The organism is Acuticoccus sp. I52.16.1, assembly GCF_022865125.1.
In the GTDB taxonomy this organism is placed as follows: domain Bacteria; phylum Pseudomonadota; class Alphaproteobacteria; order Rhizobiales; family Amorphaceae; genus Acuticoccus.
This window is the reverse complement of the sequence record NZ_CP094828.1, coordinates 3274880-3293898: the sequence shown is the minus strand read 5'-3', so window position 1 is coordinate 3293898 and position 19019 is coordinate 3274880. Positions and strand designations below refer to the sequence as shown.

Sequence of the window (19019 nt, the reverse complement as noted above, 5' to 3'; positions counted from 1 at the left end):
TCAGTCGTCGACCTCGGTGTAGAGGCTCTCGTCGTACTCTTCCTGCTCGGCGAGCGTGTCCTCGGTGAGGCTCGTGTCGATGACGATGGTCTCACCGTCCTGCGACACGTCCGACATCGGGAAGACGATGTCCTTGTCGCCGATGCCGAGGAAGCCGCCGACCGACACCACGACGTAGCGGTCGCCGGAGGCGTTCTGCGTCACGACTTCGTCGATCTCGCCGATCTCCTCGCCGGCGTTGTTGACCGCGGTCCGGCCCTCGAGCTCCTCCGCCGCGATGTCGATCGTGGCGGTCTCCTTGGCCTCGACGACGTCGGCGGTCGCCGCCGCATCGGTCGGGGCAGCGGGCGCGGCGTCGTTGGCGGCGACGTTCATCTCGCCCTCAGCGGCCTCGGCCGCGGCGGTGTCCTCGGTCGTGGCGGCGTCTTCGACCGTGGCGTCGGCCTCAGAGATCTTCTCGATCACAACCTCCGGCTCGCCCTGATTGATGACGACCTTCGGCTCTTCGGACTGCACCTCGACATTCGGGTCGGCCGTCTCGACCGACACTTCCGGCTCGGGCTGCGAGACCGACACCTTCGGCTCATGCTGCTCGACGGTGACGTTCGGCTTGGCCTGCGTGACCTCGACCTCGGGGGCCGGCGCGTCGATCTGCACCTGCGGCTTGGGCTGCTGGATGGCGACCTGCGCCTCGTCCTGCTGAACCTCGACGGTCGGCTCCGGCTGCGTGACCGACACCTCGGGCTCGGGCTGCGAGACGGAGACTTTCGGCTCCTCCTGCGTCACCGCCACCTGCGGCTCGGCCTGCTGGACAGCCACCTTCGGATTGGCCTGATCGACCGAGACGGTGGGCGCCGCCTGATCGACCTTCACCTCGGCGTTCGGCTGCGTCACCGCGACCTTGGTGGGAACGGCGTCCTGTGCGGTCGCCGTCTCGGTGCCGCCGTCCGCCAGCTCCAGATCGGCGATCACGATCACTGCGTCGCCATCCTCGTCCAGTTCGTCGAACGCGTCGACGAAGGACTGGCGCTCGCCGTCCGCGACGTTGGCGTCGAGGCAGGTCATGTACTCTTCGCGGGAGATCTCGCCGTTCGCGTCGGTGTCGATCGCCGCGATGGTCTCGCTGGAGGCCATCGCGCCGCTGAGGTCGCAGCGCGGGTCGTCCTGCGCAAGGGCCGGGGTCGCGGCCAATACCGCCGCGAGAGCCGTGCCGGTCAACCAGGTCCGGTGCATATGCTCACTCCAATCTATAAGATGTTTGCAAAGGACAATGTCCCTTTGGTGAGACAACGGGGCCTGCCGCGTTGTGTTCCGAGATTAACCTAGTTCGTCGTGTCGCAAGATTGACAAAGCCGACAGCACTCGGTTTGCCTTCAACGACGCGGCCGGGCCGGTATCGGTCCGACGCCGGCGGTTCATGCGCCTGGTTTTCGGCGGGTGTGAGCGGCGGCGGTAGATCCGCACTCTGCAGAGGGAGATCAAACATGAGCATGCGCATTCTGGCTTTCGCAGCCGTGACGGCGCTGACGGTGTCCGCCCTGCCGGCTTCGGCCCAGGACGAGAAGTTCGTCACCATCGGCACCGGCGGCGTGACCGGCGTCTACTATCCCACCGGCGGTGCCATCTGCCGTCTCGTCAACCGTGGCCGCCGCGACCACGGCATCCGCTGCTCGGCGGAGTCGACCGGCGGTTCGGTCTACAACATCAACACCCTGCGTGCCGGTGAGCTGGACTTCGGCGTCGCCCAGTCCGACTGGCAGTACCACGCCTACAACGGCACCTCGCAGTTCGAAGAGGCCGGCCCGTTCGAGGGGCTGCGCGCCGTCTTCGCCGTCCACCCGGAGCCGTTCACCATCGTCGTTCGCGCCGATAGCGACATCGACTCCTTCGAGGACATCAAGGGCAAGCGCGTCAACGTCGGCAACCCCGGCTCCGGCCAGCGCGCCACGATGGAAATCGTCATGGACGCCTACGGCATCTCCATGGACGACCTCGCCCTTGCCACCGAGCTGAAGGGCGCAGAGATGGCCCAGGCGCTATGCGACGGCAACATCGACGTGATGATGTACGTCGTCGGCCACCCGGCCGCGGCGATCCAGGAAGCGGCCAACTCCTGCGACGTGAAGCTCGTCAGCGTCGCCGACGATCCGATCAAGACGCTGGTCGACGAGAACCCCTATTACCGCATGGCGACGATCCCGGGCGGCATGTACAAGGGCAACCCCGACGACACGACCACCTTCGGCGTCGGCGCCACCTTCGTCACCTCGACGGACGTGCCGGACGACGTCGTCTACAACGTCGTCAAGGCGGTGTTCGACAACTTCGCTCAGTTCAAGCAGCTGCACCCGGCCTTCGAGAACCTGAAGGAGGAGGAGATGATCTCCGACTCGCTGTCGGCCCCGCTGCATCCGGGCGCGGAGAAGTACTACAAGGAGCGCGGCTGGATGTAAGTCCACGCGCCGCACGAGACGAGAGCGCCGCCTTCGGGCGGCGCTTTTTTTGTGTCGGGCGTGCCTCGCCGCGCGAGGCGCCGCGGTGCTGGCTCAGCTCATCTCGGGCGGACCCTCGGCCAGCACCTCGAATACGTTGAGCGTCATCGAGACCAGCGTGTAGTAGCCGAGGATCGCCGTCAGATCGACGACGCCCGCCTCGCCCAGCGTCGCCACGGCCGCCTGATAGACCGCATCGCTCACCTTGCGCTCGGTGTGCAGCATATTGGCGAAGTCGTAGATCGCGCGCTGCACGTCGGTTTCGAACGGCGGCGGCCGATGGGTGCGAATCGCCTCGACGATCGCCGGATCGACACCCGCCTCCAGCGCGATCTTCTTGTGCGCCGACCACTCGAACTCCGAGGACCACACGCGCGCCGTCACCAGGATCGCCAGCTCGGACAAATGCGGCGGGAGCGACGAGTCGAACCGGCAATATTGCCCCAGCCGCTGCGCGTGCTGGCCAAGCTCCGGCCGGTGCAGCCAGATCCGCATCGGCCCGATGACCGCCTTTCGCGGCCCGGCGATGATCGCCCGGGCGACCTCTTCCTGCTCGGGCGTCAGATCGTCGAGATCGGGGGGTTGAAGGCGTTCCATCCCATCGTCCTTGTCGTTGCCGTGCGGCCGCGGCCGCTCGGACCGAGCCTAGCGCATCGCCCGGCGGTGGGGCGAAGCCAATTGCGGCCGGATCTGTTCGTATCCGGCTGCGACGACCGTGCTGACGGTCGACAACGCGGTCTGAAACTTGCACCGTTGCCGGTGTCAGCGCGAAGGCCGAGATGACTGTCCCTCTCCTCGAAATCCTCGACATCACGAAGTCCTTCGGCGCCCTCAAGGCCAATGACCACGTCTCGTTGAAGCTCGGCGAAGGCGAGATCGTGGCGCTGCTGGGCGAGAACGGCGCCGGCAAGTCGAGCCTGGTGAAGATGCTCTTCGGCGCGCTGCAGCCGGACTCGGGCACCATCCTGTGGCGCGACAAGGAGACCGCCATCCCCGACCCCGCCGCCGCCCGCGCGCTCGGCATCTCCATGGTCCACCAGCACTTCTCGCTGTTCGAGGCCTTCACCGTGGAGGAGAACATCGCGCTCGGCCTGCCCGACATGCCGCGCGCCGGCCTCGCCGACAAGGCGCGCGAGCTTTCCGCCGCCTACGGCCTGCCGCTCGACCCGACCGCCCTCGTCGCCGACCTCTCGGTGGGTGAGCGCCAGCGGATCGAGATCGTGCGCTGCCTGCTGCAGAACCCCACCCTCGTCATCATGGACGAGCCGACCTCCGTGCTGACCCCGCAGGAGGTGGAGCGGCTCTTCGGCACGCTGCGCCAGCTCAAAGCCGAGGGGCGCACGGTCGTCTACATCTCCCACAAGCTGGAGGAGGTGCGCGACCTGTGCGAGCGCGCCGTGATCCTGCGCCACGGCCGCGTGGTCGAGACCTGCGATCCGCGCGAGCGCAGCGCCGCCGAACTCGCCAGCGCCATGGTCGGCGGCGCGATCGCCGACGTGGCCCGCGGCGGCGGCACGCCGGGCGCCGCGATCCTGGCCGTCAGAGACCTCGACCAGGCGAGCGCCGGCACGTTCGGCACCGCGTTGCAGGGGATCGAACTCGAGGTGCGCGCCGGCGAGGTGGTCGGCATCGCCGGGATCGCCGGCAACGGCCAGGGCGAGCTTTTCGCCATCCTCTCGGGCGAGACGCTCGCCAACCGTGCCGACGCGATCACCATCGACGGCGAGCCGGTGGGCCGCCTCGGCATCGACGCGCGGCGACGCCGCGGCGCCGCCTTCGTGCCGGAGGAGCGGCTGGGCCACGGCGCCGTCCCCGCCTTCGACCTCGCCGACAACGCCCTCGTCTCGCGCCACCGCCCGGCCGACGGTACCGCCGGCCCTGCCGGCGTCTTGCGTCACGGCATGGCCCGCCGGTTGGCCGCCCGCGTGATCCGGGCGATGGATGTGCGCACGCCCGGCACCCACGCCACCGCCGGATCGCTCTCGGGCGGGAACCTGCAGAAATTCGTCGTCGGCCGCGAACTGGATGCGCGCCCCAAGCTCCTCGTCGTCGATCAGCCCACCTGGGGGGTCGATGCCGGGGCCAGCGCCAACATCCGCCAGGCGCTGATCGATCTCGCCGCCGCCGGTGCCGCCGTGCTGGTCGTCAGCCAGGATCTCGACGAGCTGTTCGAGATCGCGGACCGCATCGCCGTCATCTGCGCCGGGCGTCTGTCGCCCGCCCGGCCCGCCGGCGCCCTCACGCGGGAGGCGATCGGCCTGCTGATGGCCGGCGCCGCCCCCCGCAGCGACGCCGGCGCGGAGGTCTCCCATGCGCATTGACCTGCGCCGTCGCACTGCCGTCCCTTGGTGGGGCGAGGCGCTGGCCCCCCTCGTCGCCTTCGCCGTCACGCTGGTCATCGGCGCGGTGATGTTCGCCGCCTCCGGCAAGCCCCCGGTCGCCGCCCTCACCGCCTACTTCATCGAGCCGCTGTCCGAGATCTGGTCCCTGCACGAACTCGCCATCAAGGCCGCGCCGCTCATCATCATCGCGGTCGGCCTCTCGGTCGCCTACCGCTCCAACAACTGGAACATCGGCGCGGAGGGACAGTTCGTCGCCGGCGCCATCACCGGGGCGGCCCTGCCGGTGCTGTTCCCCGGCGCCACCGGCGTGTGGCTGCTGCCGGCGATGCTCTTCCTGGGCATCCTCGGCGGCGCCGCCTGGGCGGCCATCCCCGGTTTGCTGAAGACGCGCTTCGGCGCCAACGAGATCCTCGTCTCGCTGATGCTCGTCTATGTCGCCCAACTCCTGCTCGACTGGCTGGTGCGCGGACCCTGGCGCAACCCGGAGGGCTACAACTTCCCCGAGACGCGCTTCTTCGGCGACGACGCGCGGCTGCCGGAGATCGTCTCCCAGGGCGATTGGGGCGGGCGGGCCAACTGGGGCATCGTCATCGCCCTCGCGCTCGCGGTGGTCACCTGGATCATGCTGACGCGGACCCTCCGGGGTTTCCAGATCAAGATCACCGGGGCCAGCCCGCGTGCGGCCCGCTTCGCCGGGTTCGACCAGAACGCGACGACGATGTTCGCCTTCCTCTTCTCCGGCGCGCTCGCCGGCCTCGCCGGCACCATCGAGGTGGCGGGCGCCATCGGCCAGCTCACCCCGGTCATCAGCCCCGGCTACGGCTTCACCGCGATCATCGTCGCCTTCCTGGGGCGACTGCATCCGATCGGCATCGTCGTCGCCGGGACGCTGCTGGCGCTCACCTACCTGGGCGGCGAGGCGGCGCAGATCTCGCTCGGCGTCTCGGAGAAGATCGCGCAGGTGTTCCAGGGCGTCCTGCTGTTCGCCGTCCTCGCGAGCGACACGTTCGTGCGCTACCGCGTGACCATCGTCACCGCCCGCAAGGGGCACCCGGCATGATCGAGGCGATCCTCATCTCCGTCGTCATCGCCGCGACGCCGATCCTCATCGCCGCCCTGGGCGAGGTGGTGGCCGAGCGCTCCGGCGTCCTCAACCTCGGCGTCGAGGGGATGATGATCGTCGGCGCCGTCACCGCCTTCGCGACCGCGCAGACGACCGGCATGCCCTACCTCGCGGTCCTCACCGGAGGGCTGGCGGGCGTGGCGATGGCCGGTCTCTTTGCGCTGCTGGCGGTGTGGCTGGCCACCAACCAGGTCGCGACCGGGCTGGCGCTGACGCTCTTCGGCCTCGGCGTGGCGAGCCTTGCGGGCGAAGCCTATGTCGGCCGCCCGGGCGTCAAGCTCGACGACATCGCGATCCCCGGCCTGTCCGAGATTCCCTTCGTCGGCCCGCTGTTCTTCGCCCAGAGCCCGCTCTTCTACCTCTCGATCCTCCTGACCCTCGGCGTCGCGTGGTTCCTCTTCCGAACCCGCGCGGGGCTGCAACTGCGGGCGGTGGGCGACCAACCCGCCGCCGCACACGCCCTCGGCCTGAAGGTGAACCGCACGCGGACGCTGGCCGTTCTCTTCGGCGGCCTTTGCGCGGGCATCGCCGGGGCGCAGCTCACCCTCGTCTACACCCCGCAGTGGATCGACGGCCTTTCCGCCGGGCGAGGGTGGATCGCGCTGGCGCTCGTGGTCTTCGCCAGCTGGCGGCCGATGCGCGTCCTCGCCGGTGCCTACCTCTTCGGCGCCGTGACCATCGCCCAGTTCCACGCGCAGGCGCTGGGTGTGGAGGTGCCGTCGCAGTTCCTCTCCGCCCTTCCCTACCTCGCGACCATCCTCGTGCTGGTGATCTTCGCCGCCAACCGCCGCTTCACGATGGTCAACACGCCGGCCGCCCTCGGCCGCCCGTTCGTCCCGGACCGCTGACGCCGCGAGAGTGACGCCGTCGCCCCACGGCGCGACGCACCCCGCCACGCGGCGCCCTCCCCGTCTCGCGCTCTTCCCGTCTCGCCGGCGGCCCGCGGCCCCGGACCAGGCGGCCGAGCGTCCCCGGCGGACGCCCCCAGGCGCCCGGCCGCTCCCGTCACACCAAGCCACCCCCACCGGGGACTGCCGGGACGGGGGGCTTCGGCGTCCTGCCGCACGCCGTGGCGCCAGAACGATCCGGCAAGCAAGACCATGCAGGCCGATGGTTCGGCCATAAAAAAAGCCGCTCCCGAGGGAGCGGCTCTTGGATGAGGTGTGGCCGAGGCGGGGCGTCGGGGGTGCCCCGCGGGCGTCAGTTCAGGCGGCCCGAGGCGTGGGCGAGGACGGTGTAGAGCTTGCCGTCCTCGGCCAGGAGGGCGTCGCGGGTGCGCCGGCCGGACGGGTCCAGCTGGGCCGACTCGCTCAGCATCTCTTCGAAGTCGTCGACGAACTGATCCACCGCGCCGCGGAAGTCGCGGTCACGCTGGTAGCGGCGACGGACGTCCTCGAACGTCTGCTGGCCTTCTTCGGTGTAGGCCTGGCGGGAGAAGACCTGGCGGTCGCCGCGGTTGAACCGGCTCCAGAGGTCCCGGTAGAGCCCTTCTTCGATCGCACGGGCGGCCGGCTTGGCGAACCGCGCCAACGACGCGTCGAGCGGCAGGCCGCGGACCTCCGGCTCTTCCACCGGCGGCTCGCTGCGGCGCACCAGCCCGTTCATCCAGCCGCCGCCCTCGCGCTCCGGCGTGCCGCCGAAGCGTGACGGGCGCGGCTCGTCGCGCCGCACCTCGGCCACGCGGGTCGTGCGGCGATAGCCTTCGCGGCCGCCATTGTCGGCGAGCGCGCCGGCCGGCTGACGGCCCGACGCCTCGGCCACGACGGAGTGGCGGGCGACGATGTCGCCCAGCTCGCGCACCGCGTCGAGCTGATCGGTGACCGCGCGGCGCAGCGCCTCGGCGTTCTGCATCGTCTCCTCGGGAAGCTCGATGACACTGCGGGCGAGGGCAGAGCGGGTCGATTCGAACTCGTCCTGCACCACGCGGGCCGACTCGCGCATCTCGCTCGTCGCCGCCTGGAAGCGCTCGGCCACGGCCTGCAACGCCTCGACCATCTCCGCCGCCATCGCCTCCTGCGAGACCCTGAGGTTCTCGCGGATCCGCTCGGCGTCGGCCGACGCGCTCTCGTGCAGCGCCTCGAGTTGCGGGGCGACGGCCCGCGCCGCCTCGTCCAGCGTGCGCTCCAGCAGCATCCGCGCGGCGTGCACGCGCTCTTCGGTCTGGTTGAGCTGATCGTCGATCCGGGCGGTGAAGTTGCGCGTGAGCGTGTCCACCTGCTCGGTCTTCTCGGCGAGCTGCCGGGCGAGCTGCTCCAGCGCGCGGCTGCGCTCGTCCATGCGGGCGTCGAAGGAGCCGGCATCGTCGCCGAAGCGCTCCACGGTGGTCGCCAGGAACTGGCTGTCCCGCTCGATCCGCTCGGCGATCGACGACAGGTCGCCGAGGGCGGCGCCGGCGGAATCGCGCAGCGCGTTCGCCTGATGCGTCATCTCCTCACCGGTGCGCTGGGTGTCGTGCAGCGCCTGCTGCACCACGTCGCGCAGTGCCTCGCCGCGGGTCGACAGGTTGTTCTCCATGTCGGCCAGCGTCATGCCGACGGAGCCCAGCATGTCGTGCAGGGCGGTGTTGGTGGAGTGGACGCGGTCCAGCGTGCCGCCCAGCTCGTCGATCAGGGCGCGGTGGGTGTCACGCAGCTCGGCGATGGCCCCGGCGCCGCGATCGGCGAGCGCGGAGAGGAAGGCGTCGCCGTGCTCGTCGATCACCGAGCGGAGCTGGGCCAGCGACTCGGAGGCGTCGTTCGCCACCTGGCGCATCGCCGCGGAGGTGCGGTCGCCCTCCTCGGACAACGCGTCGTGCGCCACCGACATCGTCTCGGTGATCTTGCGGCGCGTCTCGTCGGAGTGCTCGGTGATCGTGTTGAGGAGCTGATCCATGGTCTCGATCATGGACTGGCGCATCTGGCTGCCGCCGGCGGCGACCTCGCCGGACATGTTGGCCATCGTCTCGGCCAGCATGCGATTGACCGAGCCGGTCTCCTCGGCGAGCTGGACGGAGATGTCCTGCATCGGCTCCAGGATGTCGCGGCGGGCCGATTCGACGACCGCCTTGAGCGCGTCCTGGGCGAGCGCACCGCCTTCGGAAAGGCCGTCGGCCACCGTCTGCGTCGCCTCGCGGGACATGATCGCGATCTCTTCGAGGCGCTGTGCGAACGCTTCGTTGATGGCCGCCTGCCCGTCGGACAGCGCCTCGGAGATGGTGCGGGCACGCTCGACCAGCGCGTCGGACACCTTCTCCACGCGCCCGTCGAGCGCGTCCTCCATCGCGTCCATCCGCTCGGTCAGCACGTGGCTGACCTCGGTGGCGTGGTTGGTGAGCGCGGCGACGATCTGCACCGAGCGCTCGTTCATCAGCTCCTCGTAGCGGCCGATGGCGACGGTCAGCTCCTCGGCGATCGGTGCGGCGCGCTCGTCGAGGATGCCGGACAGCCGCACGATGTCGCCGGAGATGGTGTCGCGCATCGTGTCCATGCGGGCCGCGAAAGCCTGCGTTTCGGTGTCGAACGCGGCGACCAGCGAGTCGATCCGGTCGCCGATGGTGCGCTCGGTCGAGTCGGCGGTCGACAGGACGACCTGCTCGAGGCGGCCGGACTGCTCGGTGATGACGCCGGTGTAGCGGTCGACCCCGGTCTCCATCGTCGAGCGGATCTCCTCGATCTGCGCGCCGAGGCGGGTGCGGGTGCCGTCCGACGTCTCGGCCAACAGCTGCTCCAGCCGGTCGGTGTGGCTGGTGATGATACCGGCGAAGTTCTCGATCCCGTCGGTCATGAAGACGCGGACCTCGTCGATCGGCGCCGAGAGGGACGAGTAGACGGTCTCGGACGTCGTCGTCATCAAGGCTTCCAGCCGCTCGGACTGGTCGCGGATGATGGAGGCGTAGTTGTCGACCCCGCTGTCGAGGGTGACGCGGATGGTGTCGATCCGGTCGTTGAAGATGCGGGTGGATTCGTCGGACGTGTCGGTGACGATCTGGTCGAGGCGGCGGGCGTTCTCGGCGAACACCTGCTCCAGGCGGCCGGAGCTGTCGCCGATCATCGATTCCATCTCGGTGGTGCTGCCCCCCAGCGTCGCGACCAGACGGCCGGCATTTTCCGACAGGGTCGACTCGAAGCGGCCGGCGCTCTCGGCGATCATCATGTTGAAGCGCTCCATCTCGCCGTCGAAGGAGATGCGGATGGCGTCGGAGCGGTCGGCGATGAGGTCGGCCACGCGGCTGGCGGACTCGTTGATCTGCTCGGCCGCCTCCTCGCCGCGCATGGCGACGGCGTGGGCGATCTCGCGGCCCGCCTCGGCGAGCGAGGTGGCGAGCACCCCGGTCTGCTCCCGCATGTCGGACGAGACGTTCTGCACGGCGGCGTCGAGGTCGCCCTTCACCGCGTCGGTGTGGAGGCGCAGGCTGCCCTGGAAGGCGTCGGTCGACTCGCGCAGCGTCGAGTCGAGGGCCGCGCCCTCCTCCAGGATCGCCTTTTCGATGCGCCCGGCGACACCCTCGATCCGGGTGGCGAGTTCGCCGCCGCTGTCGGTCAGGGTGCCGGTGAGCATGCCGTGCACTTCGTTGATGCGCTCGGCGAACGCCTCGGCGCGCAGGCCGAAGTCCTCCACCAGCGAGGTGCCGGAGCCGGCGATGATGTCGGCCACGCGGTCCACCTCGGAGGTGATGCGCTCGACGATCTGGTCGGTCCGCTCGGCGAGGGTGTTGCCGGCGGTGTCGGTGCCGTTGACGAAGGTCGCCTCCAGCGCTTCGCCGAACTGGGCGAGCGTCACCTGGAAGGACTCGGCGTGGCGCATGAAGCTCTGCTCCAGCTCCGCCTGGCGCTCCTTGAGGAGGGTCTCGGACCGGTCGGCCTGGGCCAGCAGCGTCTCCGACAGAGAGGCCGAGGTGGAGCCGACGGCCTCGGTCATCCGGTCGCCCAGTGCGCCGATCGAGGCTTCGATCTGGTCGATCTGCGTGAACACGGCGTCGTGCATCTGCGTCGAGGCGCCGTTGATCGTCTCGGTCATGCGGTCGCCGAGCTGGCCGAGGCGGCCCTCGACCTCCTCGATGCGGCCGCCGAACGTGTCGAGCATGGCGGTCGTCGTCACTTGGACGGTGCCGGTGAGGGCGTCCGACAGCGAGCGCAGGCGGCTCTCCATGTCGTCCACCTGCATCGAGATGGTCGACGTGAAGCCGTTCGACGCGGTGACGACGACGTCGGTCACGCGGTCGCCGAGGGTGCCGAGCGTGGCCTCCAGCTGGTCTGCGTGAGTGATCAGCGTGTCGCTCATGGTGTTGGAGGAGGTGCCGATCGCGTCGGTCAGGCGGTCGCCGAGGGCGGCCAGGGTCGCGGTGACCTGGTCCACCTGCGTGGCGAGCTGGTGGGTGAGATCCTCGGTCGCCGCGCCGATGGTGCCGGAGGTGATGGTCGAGGTCTGGGCGATGGTCGCGTCCAGCTCGCCGATCTTCAGCTCCAGCGTCTCGACGAGGCGGGCGGCGGTGTCGCCGAGGCGCTCGTCCACCGTGCGGGCGCTGAGCGAGACGCTCTCGACCGCACGCGACGCGGTCCCGCTGATCTCGCGCTCCATCACGCCGAGGCGCTCGGCCATCGTGTCGGTGATGTGGGTGGAGGCACCGTCGACGCGCTCGTCGATCTCGGCGAGGCGGCCTTCGATCATGCCGGCGATGCGCTGCGCGGCGTCGGTCAGCGTGGTGTCGAGGTGGCTGAGCGATCCGCCGACGACGCCCGACAGGCGCTCGCCGCTCTCGTTCATGCGGGTGACGACCACCTCGAGGCGCTCGCCGATCTCCGTCTCCAGCGTGTGCGAGGCGGTGACGAGGGTCGACTCGATGGTGGCGAGGCGCTGGTCGACGACGGTGATCACCTCGTTGGAGGCATTCGACAGCGTCTCGTCGATCGAGGCGAGCTGGGTGGAGAAGGTGGCGTTCAGCTCGGTGTTGATGCGCGTCATCTCGGAGGTGACGCTGCCGGCGCGCTCGCCGAGATTCAGCGTCAGTTCCTGCGCGGTGCGGCTCATCACCTCGCTGGTGTTGCCGAGACGGCCTTCGACGGTCTCGATCAGCTCGCGCGAGGCACGCTCCAGCGTCGAGTCGATGCCCTCCATCGAGGTCTCTACCAGGCTGGTGAAGGTGTCGGACGCGCCGGTGACGATGTTGTCGAGGGATTCCAGGCGCTCCTCGACCATGCCGGAGAAGCGCTCCGTGGCGTAGGAGACCGAGGTGTCGATCGCGTTGATCCGATCCTCGACCGTGCTCGACAGCCGCTCGGCCGACATCGTGACCGTGGTCTCGAGCGCGCCCATCTTGTCGGTGATCGTCGTGTCGAAGTTGCCGGAGGCCTCCGCCAGGGTGGCGTTGATCTCGGAGAGCTTCGAGTCGAGCGTGACCGACAGGGTGGTGTTGACCTCGCCGATGGCGCCGGAGACCTGCTCGCCGGCGCTCATGAGGATCTTGGAGACCTCCTCGGCCCGCTCCAGGACCGTGTCGGCCATGGTGGAGCCGGTGGAGGCGAAGGAGTCCGTCATCGCGACCGTGCGGTCGGCGAGACTGTCGACCAGCTCCTGGCCGACGCGGCCGAACTCGTCGGTGATCTCCTTCGACTGGCCGGCGATGGAATCGATCAGGATGTCGGCGGTGGAGCGGATCGTCTCGGTCGCCGAGCCGGCCTCGGCCTGCAACGAGCCGACGAGATATTCGGCGGTGCTGCGGATGGTCTCCACCGTCTGTCCGGCTTCGGAATGCAGCGATCCGACGAGACCCTCGGACGCGGACTTCACCGCGTCGATCGTGGCGTTCGACTGGCTGTTCAGCGCATCGATCAGCGCCGTGACGTAACCTTCGACGGCGGCGGCCTGGGTCTCGGACGCGGTGGCGAGCTGCTCGCCCACGAGGTCGCCGCGCTCCACCAGGGTGCGCGACAGCGTCTCGGAACGCTCCGACAGGCGGGTGACGTAGCTGTCGCCGGTGGTGGTCAGCGCGTTCAGCAGTTCGTTGCCGGAGGACTTGAGATCCTCGACGATGCGGGCGCTCTCGCCCTGGATCGACTGGCCGATCATCGCCGTCGTGTCGCTGAGCTTGGTGGACACGACGTCCTGCAGCTCGTTGACCAGCACCGCGAGGCCGGACTTGGCGGTCTCCAGCTCGTCGCGCATGCGGTCGGAATTGGCCATCAGCGTCTCGCGCTCGGCGACCAGTTCCTCGAAGAGGGCGCGGATTTTGGCCTCGTGGTCGCCGTAGGAGCGTTCCAGGGCCGACACTTCGCGGTGAACCAGCACCTCCAGCTCGGAGGCGCGTTCCAGCGCCTGCTCGATGCCGGCGGACATGCCCGCGACCTCACGGCGGATCGCCTGGCCGATGTTGGCGACACCCTCGGACGCGTTGATCTCCGGCTCTGTCAGGCGCTGGGCGATGCCGGTCATGGCCAGCGACGTGGCCCGCAGTTCCTCGGAGCGGCGGGCGAGGAAGGCGACCATCATGAAGAGGAGGACAGGGCCGACCACGGCGCCCAGGATCGCGTAGGCGACCGGCGACTGGAGGAACGGCATCAGCCCGGCGGCGGCGATCTGCCCGGCGGCGATCAGCCCCCCGACAGCCGCCCATGCGATAGATGCGACGACGGCGAAGGAGACCGCGGTGAAGCCGCGGCGGCGGCCCTGACGCTCGGCCTCCTCGAAGCGGCGGCGATCGTCGTTTGCGGCCGCCTGCTGCTTGGCGAGCGCCCGGTGACGGCGGCGGCGCGGCCGGCTCGGCTGCTCCTCCGGCGCGTCGTTGGCCGGGGCGAAGGCTTCCGCCTCCGCCGCGGGCGCGGCGTCCTCCGGCGCGTGGCCGGACAAGGAGGATTCGATCCCCGCGGCGAGGTCGCCCGGCGCGTCGTCCCCCTCGTCGGAAGGGCCAAGATCGAACTTCAGCGCTTCCTCGACTGCGGACAGCGCCGCATCGGCGGGGTCCGACTCCGAGGAAGCCTTGCGGTGCGGGTCTATCGCCATGATCGTCGCCTTGGGTCGTACGCTACGCGGAGGCGGGCAGGATCGCCGCAGCCTCGGAGTGGCCTTTTTGCCACGCTTCGACACAAACCGGCCAGTGCGGCCGAGTCAAAACGTTAATGGTTTGCTAATGCCACACTCGCCTAGCGGGTACAAGGAAGTGTGCCTTTTGTGCATCACGTTGGTTAATTCTGGTATTCGTTGAAAATTGCATCGAAAAGATCTTGAGCGGCACAAGTTTGCACCACGCCCGCCCGGCAACCCTGCCTCCCCCACCCGATTGCTTGACGGACCATCCGGAACCGTTATGTCCGCCGCAGCATCGGCCGTACTGTGGCGGCACTTGAGAGGGTTCATGGCCAAGATCACCTACATCACCCACGACGAGCAAACATTTGAAGTGAACGCCGAAAATGGCGCGACGGTGATGTCGGCGGCAGTGCGCAACATGGTCCCCGGCATCGAAGCGGAGTGTGGCGGCGCCTGTGCCTGCGCAACCTGCCACGTCTACGTCGACGATGCCTGGCAGGCCGCCGCCGGAAAGCCCAGCCCGATGGAAGAAGACATGCTCGACTTCGCGATCGACGTGCAGCCCGGCTCGCGCCTTTCCTGCCAGATCAAGGTGACCGACGCGCTCGACGGCCTCGTCGTGCGGATCCCCGAAGAGCAGGCCTGATGGCCACCTTCACGAGCGACGGCCTGACCCTCGACTACGCCGACGAAGGCGAGGGTGCGCCCGTCCTCATGATCCACGGCTTCGCCTCCAACAAGGCGGTGAACTGGGCCAACACGTCCTGGGTGCGCACCATCGTGCAGAGCGGCCGCCGCGCCATCCGGATCGACAATCGCGGCCACGGCGCCAGCGAAAAGGTCTACGACGCCGACCTCTACCGTACCGACTTGATGGGTGCCGACGCCATCCGCCTGCTCGACCATCTGGGCATCGAGAAAGCCACCCTGTTCGGCTACTCGATGGGCGCGCGCATCGCCGCGTTCGCCGCCCTCGGCGCGCCGGAGCGGGTCTCCACGTTGGTCCTCTCCGGCATGGCGAGCGCCCTCGTCGACGGTCACGCGGGGAGCGACATGATCGCCGGTGCGCTAAAGGCGCCCTCGCGCGACGCGATCACCGACCCGCAGGCCCTCACCTACCGCGTCTTCGCCGAGCAGACGGGCAGCGATCTCGCCGCCCTGTCGGCCTGCATCCAGGCCTCGCGCCAGGTGCTCGGCGCCGACGAAGTCGCCCGGATCGCCGTGCCGACGCTCGTCGTCGCCGGCTCGGCCGACACCGTCTCCGGTTCTCCGGAGGAGCTGGCGGCGCTCATCCCGGACGCGGAGGCGGTCACCCTCGAGGGCAAGGACCACATGACCGCCGTGGGCGACCGCGAGCACAAAGCCAAGGTACTCGACTTTCTGGAGCGCCACGGCGCCTGACGCCCGGCGCCCCCACGCCCGGCGGCGCCGATTGTCACACCACGGACTTTGCCGCCCCGACGCGCCTCTTCGGCACGGGGCACGGGCCAGCGGGAGCGGGCCGCGGGCGGCATGGTCCATTCGTCTGAGATCGATCGAACCATCACGCAATTGAATTTGCCACGCGCGTGTGCGTGTCTATGTCGGTGGGGCGAAACCTGCGCCAGGAGATGGCTATGAGTGAGGCAGCAGCCGCCAAGCTTGTCGAGCACGACCCCGTGTGGCGACGCATCCGCAGCGATGCCCATGCCATTGCCGACCGCGAGCCCGCGCTCGCCGGCTTCGTCAGCGCGACGGTGCTGGACCAGCCTTCCTTGGAAGACGCCCTCGCCGAGCGCATCTCCACGCGCATCGAGGACCGCGCCCTCGGCGCCGCGCACATCCGCCACGCGTTCCGCGATGCGCTCGACGACGATCCGACGCTGGCCGAGATCTTCCGGGTCGACCTCGTCGCCGTGCTCGACCGCGATGCCGCCTGCGAGCGGCTGATCGAGCCGCTGCTCTACTTCAAGGGTTTCCACGCCCTCACCGCCCACCGCATCGCCCACTCGATGTGGACCCGCGGGCGGCGCGATCTGGCGCTGATGATGCAGTCGGCCGTGTCCGCCGCGCTCCAGGTGGACATCCACCCGCAGGTGCCGATCGGCCGCGGCATCTTCATCGACCATGCCACCGCCGTCGTCATCGGGCAGACGGCGACGCTCGGCGACGACGTCTCGCTGTTGCAGGGCGTCACGCTGGGCGGCACCGGCAAGACCGGGGGCGACCGGCACCCCAAGATCGGCTCGGGCGTGCTCGTCGGCGCGGGCGCCAAGGTGCTGGGCAACTTCGAGATCGGCCGCTGCGCTCGGATCGCGGCCGGTTCGGTCGTGCTGTCGGCGGTCCCGCCGAACGCCACGGTCGCCGGCGTGCCGGCTCGGGTCGTCGGCACCGGCAACTGCCCCGACCCCTCGCGCTCGATGGACCAGATCCTGGCCGAGAGCGACAGCTGATCCGTCCCGCCGTGCGCCGCCGCCCTCTGTGCGCGGGCTCGATATGCCCGCACCCGGCCTCCCCGCGCCGCCGGCCCCTCCGTGCGGCGACGACGTCGCACAGCCGGCCGACCGGGATCCGCACGCGACTGCGCAAACGCCCCTCCACTTGGGCATGAACTTGCTTTAGGATTCGCGGTAACACGTTGCGGCGCCTCCGAGACGGCGCAGACGACGGCATCCCGCCCGGCCCGATCGCGGCACCAGGGCCGGGGCCTGCGCCTGCCTCGCCTCGCGCGCCGGCCGCCATCACATCCTCGCCTAGGAGACCTCAATGCGTTCCCCAACCCCCAACAGCGTGCTGACGGAGGCCTTCGGCCCCAATACCGGCGCGGCGCTCCGGCTGAAAGAGGTGCTGCTCGTCGTCGCCGGCGTCGCCGCGCTGGCGATCACCGCGAAGATGCGCGTGCCGATGTGGCCCGTCCCGATCACCATGCAGACGTTCGCCGTGTTCGTCATCGGCGCCGCCTACGGCACGCGGCTTGGCGTCGGCACCGTGCTCGCCTACCTCGCGCTCGGTGCACTGGGGGCGGACGTCTTCACCAGCTCCAGTGCCACCAGCAACGGCATCGCCTACATGGCCGGCCCGACGGGCGGCTACCTCGCCGGCTTCGCGGTGGCGGCCGGCATCATGGGCGCCTTCGCCCGCCGTGGCTGGGACCAGTCGATCGTGCGCATGGGCGTGGCGGTCTTCCTGTCCACCGCGGTGGTCTACACGCTGGGCCTGGCGTGGATGTCCTACCTCTTCGCCGCCGACAAGGGCATGGCGTGGGTGCTCCAGTACGGCATGGTGAACTTCCTGCCGGGCGACGTCCTGAAGCTGGCGCTCGCCGCGACGCTGGTGCCGGCCGTCCACCTCCTCACCGCCCGCAAGGGCTGACCCGGCGCACCGCCCTGGCGACGACGGCCGAGGCAATCCATGGCGGTCGCCCCGACGGCGGCCGCCTTTTTCTTGTCCGCCCGGCACGGCTCGAGGGATGCGGCCGGGTCAAGGGCGCGAAGCGGGCGCAGCCTTCACCCTTGACGCGGCCGCAGCCCGACAAAGGCTCGATGCTGGTGTTCGGCTCAGTCAGCCGCCCTTCGCGGCTGTCTGAACTGAACGCCTGCCCATCGGCGAGATGGAGGGAGCGCGAGGGGGGAACTCCCCTCGCTCGGCTTCGCCCCCCGCCGCGCCGCATGAGCGTGCGCGCGGCGCCCGCCTCACTCCGTCGGCGGCAGCGCCCGGTTCGAGAGCGCCGGCTCCCAGTTCCCCACGCCGCCGGTGTTGTTCGTCGCCGCCTGCTTCTTCAGCTCCAGGCGGGCGAGCTGGTCGCGGTGCACTTCGTCCGGTCCGTCGACCAGGCGCATGATCCGCGCCGTCGCGTAGGCCGTGGCGAGGCCGAAGTCGTTGCCGGTCCCGCCGCCGCCGAACGCCTGGATCGCCCAGTCGACGACCTGGCAGACCATCTTCGGCACCGCGACCTTGATCATCGCGATCTCGGCTTTGGCCTCCTTGTTGCCGACGGTGTCCATCTTGTGCGCCGCCATCAGCGTCAAGAGGCGCGCCTGCTCGATCATGATGCGGGCCTCGGCGATCCGCTCGCGCGTGACCGACTGGTCGGAGATCGGCTTGCCGAAGGCGACCCGCTCGGACGTGCGCTTGCACATCTTGGCGAGCGTGCGCTCCGCCAGACCGATCGAGCGCATGCAATGGTGGATACGGCCCGGGCCGAGGCGCCCCTGTGCGATCTCGAAGCCGCGCCCCTCGCCCAGCAGCATCGCCGAGGCCGGCACGCGCACGTTCTCGAACGTGATTTCCGAGGCGCGGTCCGGCACGGCGTAGAAGCCGAACACCGGCAGCGAGCGCTTCACCGTGACGCCCGGCGTATCCTTGGGCACCAGGATCATCGACTGCTGGCGGTAGGTCTCGGCGTCGGGGTCGGTCTTCCCCATGAAGATCAGCACCTTGCAGCGCGGATCGGTGGCGCCGGTGGTGTACCACTTGTGCCCGTTGATGACGTATTCGTCGCCCTCGCGGCGGATCTCGCTCTGGATGTTCTTGGCATCGGACGAGGCGACGTCCGGCTCGGTCATCGCGAAGGAGGATCGGATCTCGCCGGCCAAAAGCGGCTTCAGCCACCGCTCCTGCTGCTCGGGCGTGGCGTAGCGCACCAGCGTTTCCATGTTGCCGGTGTCGGGCGCGGAGCAGTTGAAGATCTCCGGAGCGAGGTGGGAGCGCCCCATGATCTCGCACAGCGGCGCATATTCGACGTTCTTCAGCCCCGCCCCCATCTCCGAATCGGGCAGGAAGAGGTTCCACAGTCCCGCCGCCTTGGCGATCGGCTTCAATTCCTCGACGATGGGCTGCACCGCGAACGGCCCCAGCTCCTCGGTCTCGCGGTAGTAGCGAGCCTCGTTGGGGTAGATATGCTCTTCCATGAACTCGAGGAGCCGGGCCTCCAGCTCGAGCACGCGGTCCGTCTTGTCGGGGATCATTCTGGGTCTCCTGGTGGCGCTGCTTCCATGCGGTCATACGCACCGGAAGATCGGCTGGCAATATCGTCTGACGATTTCGGTTGACATAAACCGCACGACGTTGAAACTCATGGCG

12 protein-coding genes are annotated in these 19019 nt (G+C 69.5%); 8 read left to right on the top strand and 4 right to left on the bottom strand.

Going from position 1 to position 19019, the window contains the following annotated elements; genetic code table 11:
* Positions 1 to 1233, bottom strand: a complete 1233-nt coding sequence (locus MRB58_RS14880) for a PRC-barrel domain-containing protein (RefSeq protein ID WP_244777910.1) — start codon at positions 1231 to 1233, stop codon at positions 1 to 3.
* 251 nt (positions 1234 to 1484) lie between these two features.
* Here MRB58_RS14880 and MRB58_RS14875 point away from each other — a divergent pair, with 251 nt between their 5' ends.
* The gene (locus MRB58_RS14875; RefSeq protein ID WP_244777909.1) at positions 1485 to 2453 is read left to right on the top strand and encodes a TAXI family TRAP transporter solute-binding subunit; all 969 of its coding nucleotides are present in this window, start codon (positions 1485 to 1487) and stop codon (positions 2451 to 2453) included.
* A 93-nt stretch (positions 2454 to 2546) separates the two neighbouring features.
* Here MRB58_RS14875 and MRB58_RS14870 read toward each other — a convergent pair whose 3' ends face one another.
* On the bottom strand, positions 2547 to 3089 hold the full coding sequence (locus MRB58_RS14870; protein ID WP_244777908.1) for a carboxymuconolactone decarboxylase family protein: 543 nt from the start codon (positions 3087 to 3089) through the stop codon (positions 2547 to 2549).
* Positions 3090 to 3271: 182 nt separating this feature from the next.
* On the opposite strand from MRB58_RS14870, the gene MRB58_RS14865 reads away from it, so the two are divergent.
* From MRB58_RS14865 to MRB58_RS14855, 3 genes are read left to right on the top strand one after another with little or no spacing between them, the layout of a single operon-like run.
* A complete protein-coding gene (locus MRB58_RS14865) occupies positions 3272 to 4813 on the top strand; it encodes an ABC transporter ATP-binding protein (RefSeq protein WP_244777907.1) in 1542 nt (513 codons plus the stop codon).
* Positions 4803 to 5894 (top strand): ABC transporter permease, encoded by a 1092-nt coding sequence (locus tag MRB58_RS14860; RefSeq protein ID WP_244777906.1) that lies wholly within the window; start codon positions 4803 to 4805, stop codon positions 5892 to 5894. Before MRB58_RS14865 ends, MRB58_RS14860 begins: the two co-directional genes overlap by 11 nt.
* Entirely contained in the window at positions 5891 to 6805 is a 915-nt protein-coding gene (locus MRB58_RS14855; RefSeq protein ID WP_244777905.1) for an ABC transporter permease, read from the top strand. The genes MRB58_RS14860 and MRB58_RS14855 overlap by 4 nt, the downstream gene beginning before the upstream one ends.
* A gap of 352 nt (positions 6806 to 7157) precedes the next feature.
* On the opposite strand, the gene MRB58_RS14850 is transcribed toward MRB58_RS14855, so the two are convergent.
* A complete protein-coding gene (locus MRB58_RS14850) occupies positions 7158 to 13931 on the bottom strand; it encodes a hypothetical protein (protein ID WP_244777904.1) in 6774 nt (2257 codons plus the stop codon).
* A 352-nt stretch (positions 13932 to 14283) separates the two neighbouring features.
* Between MRB58_RS14850 and MRB58_RS14845 the strand changes: the two genes are divergently transcribed.
* From MRB58_RS14845 to MRB58_RS14830, 4 genes are all read left to right on the top strand, one after another.
* The gene (locus MRB58_RS14845) at positions 14284 to 14604 is read left to right on the top strand and encodes a 2Fe-2S iron-sulfur cluster-binding protein (protein WP_244777903.1); all 321 of its coding nucleotides are present in this window, start codon (positions 14284 to 14286) and stop codon (positions 14602 to 14604) included.
* The gene (locus MRB58_RS14840) at positions 14604 to 15359 is read left to right on the top strand and encodes an alpha/beta fold hydrolase (protein ID WP_244777902.1); all 756 of its coding nucleotides are present in this window, start codon (positions 14604 to 14606) and stop codon (positions 15357 to 15359) included. Before MRB58_RS14845 ends, MRB58_RS14840 begins: the two co-directional genes overlap by 1 nt.
* 209 nt (positions 15360 to 15568) lie before the next feature.
* On the top strand, positions 15569 to 16390 hold the full coding sequence (cysE, locus tag MRB58_RS14835) for a serine O-acetyltransferase (RefSeq protein WP_371747182.1): 822 nt from the start codon (positions 15569 to 15571) through the stop codon (positions 16388 to 16390).
* A 313-nt stretch (positions 16391 to 16703) separates the two neighbouring features.
* Positions 16704 to 17309 carry a biotin transporter BioY gene (locus MRB58_RS14830; protein ID WP_244777900.1) on the top strand — a complete coding sequence of 202 codons (606 nt, stop codon included), beginning with the start codon at positions 16704 to 16706 and terminating at the stop codon, positions 17307 to 17309.
* Positions 17310 to 17629: 320 nt separating this feature from the next.
* Here the strand turns inward: MRB58_RS14830 and MRB58_RS14825 are convergent, their stop codons facing one another.
* Entirely contained in the window at positions 17630 to 18904 is a 1275-nt protein-coding gene (locus MRB58_RS14825; protein WP_244777899.1) for an acyl-CoA dehydrogenase family protein, read from the bottom strand.
* Positions 18905 to 19019: the final 115 nt, after the last annotated feature.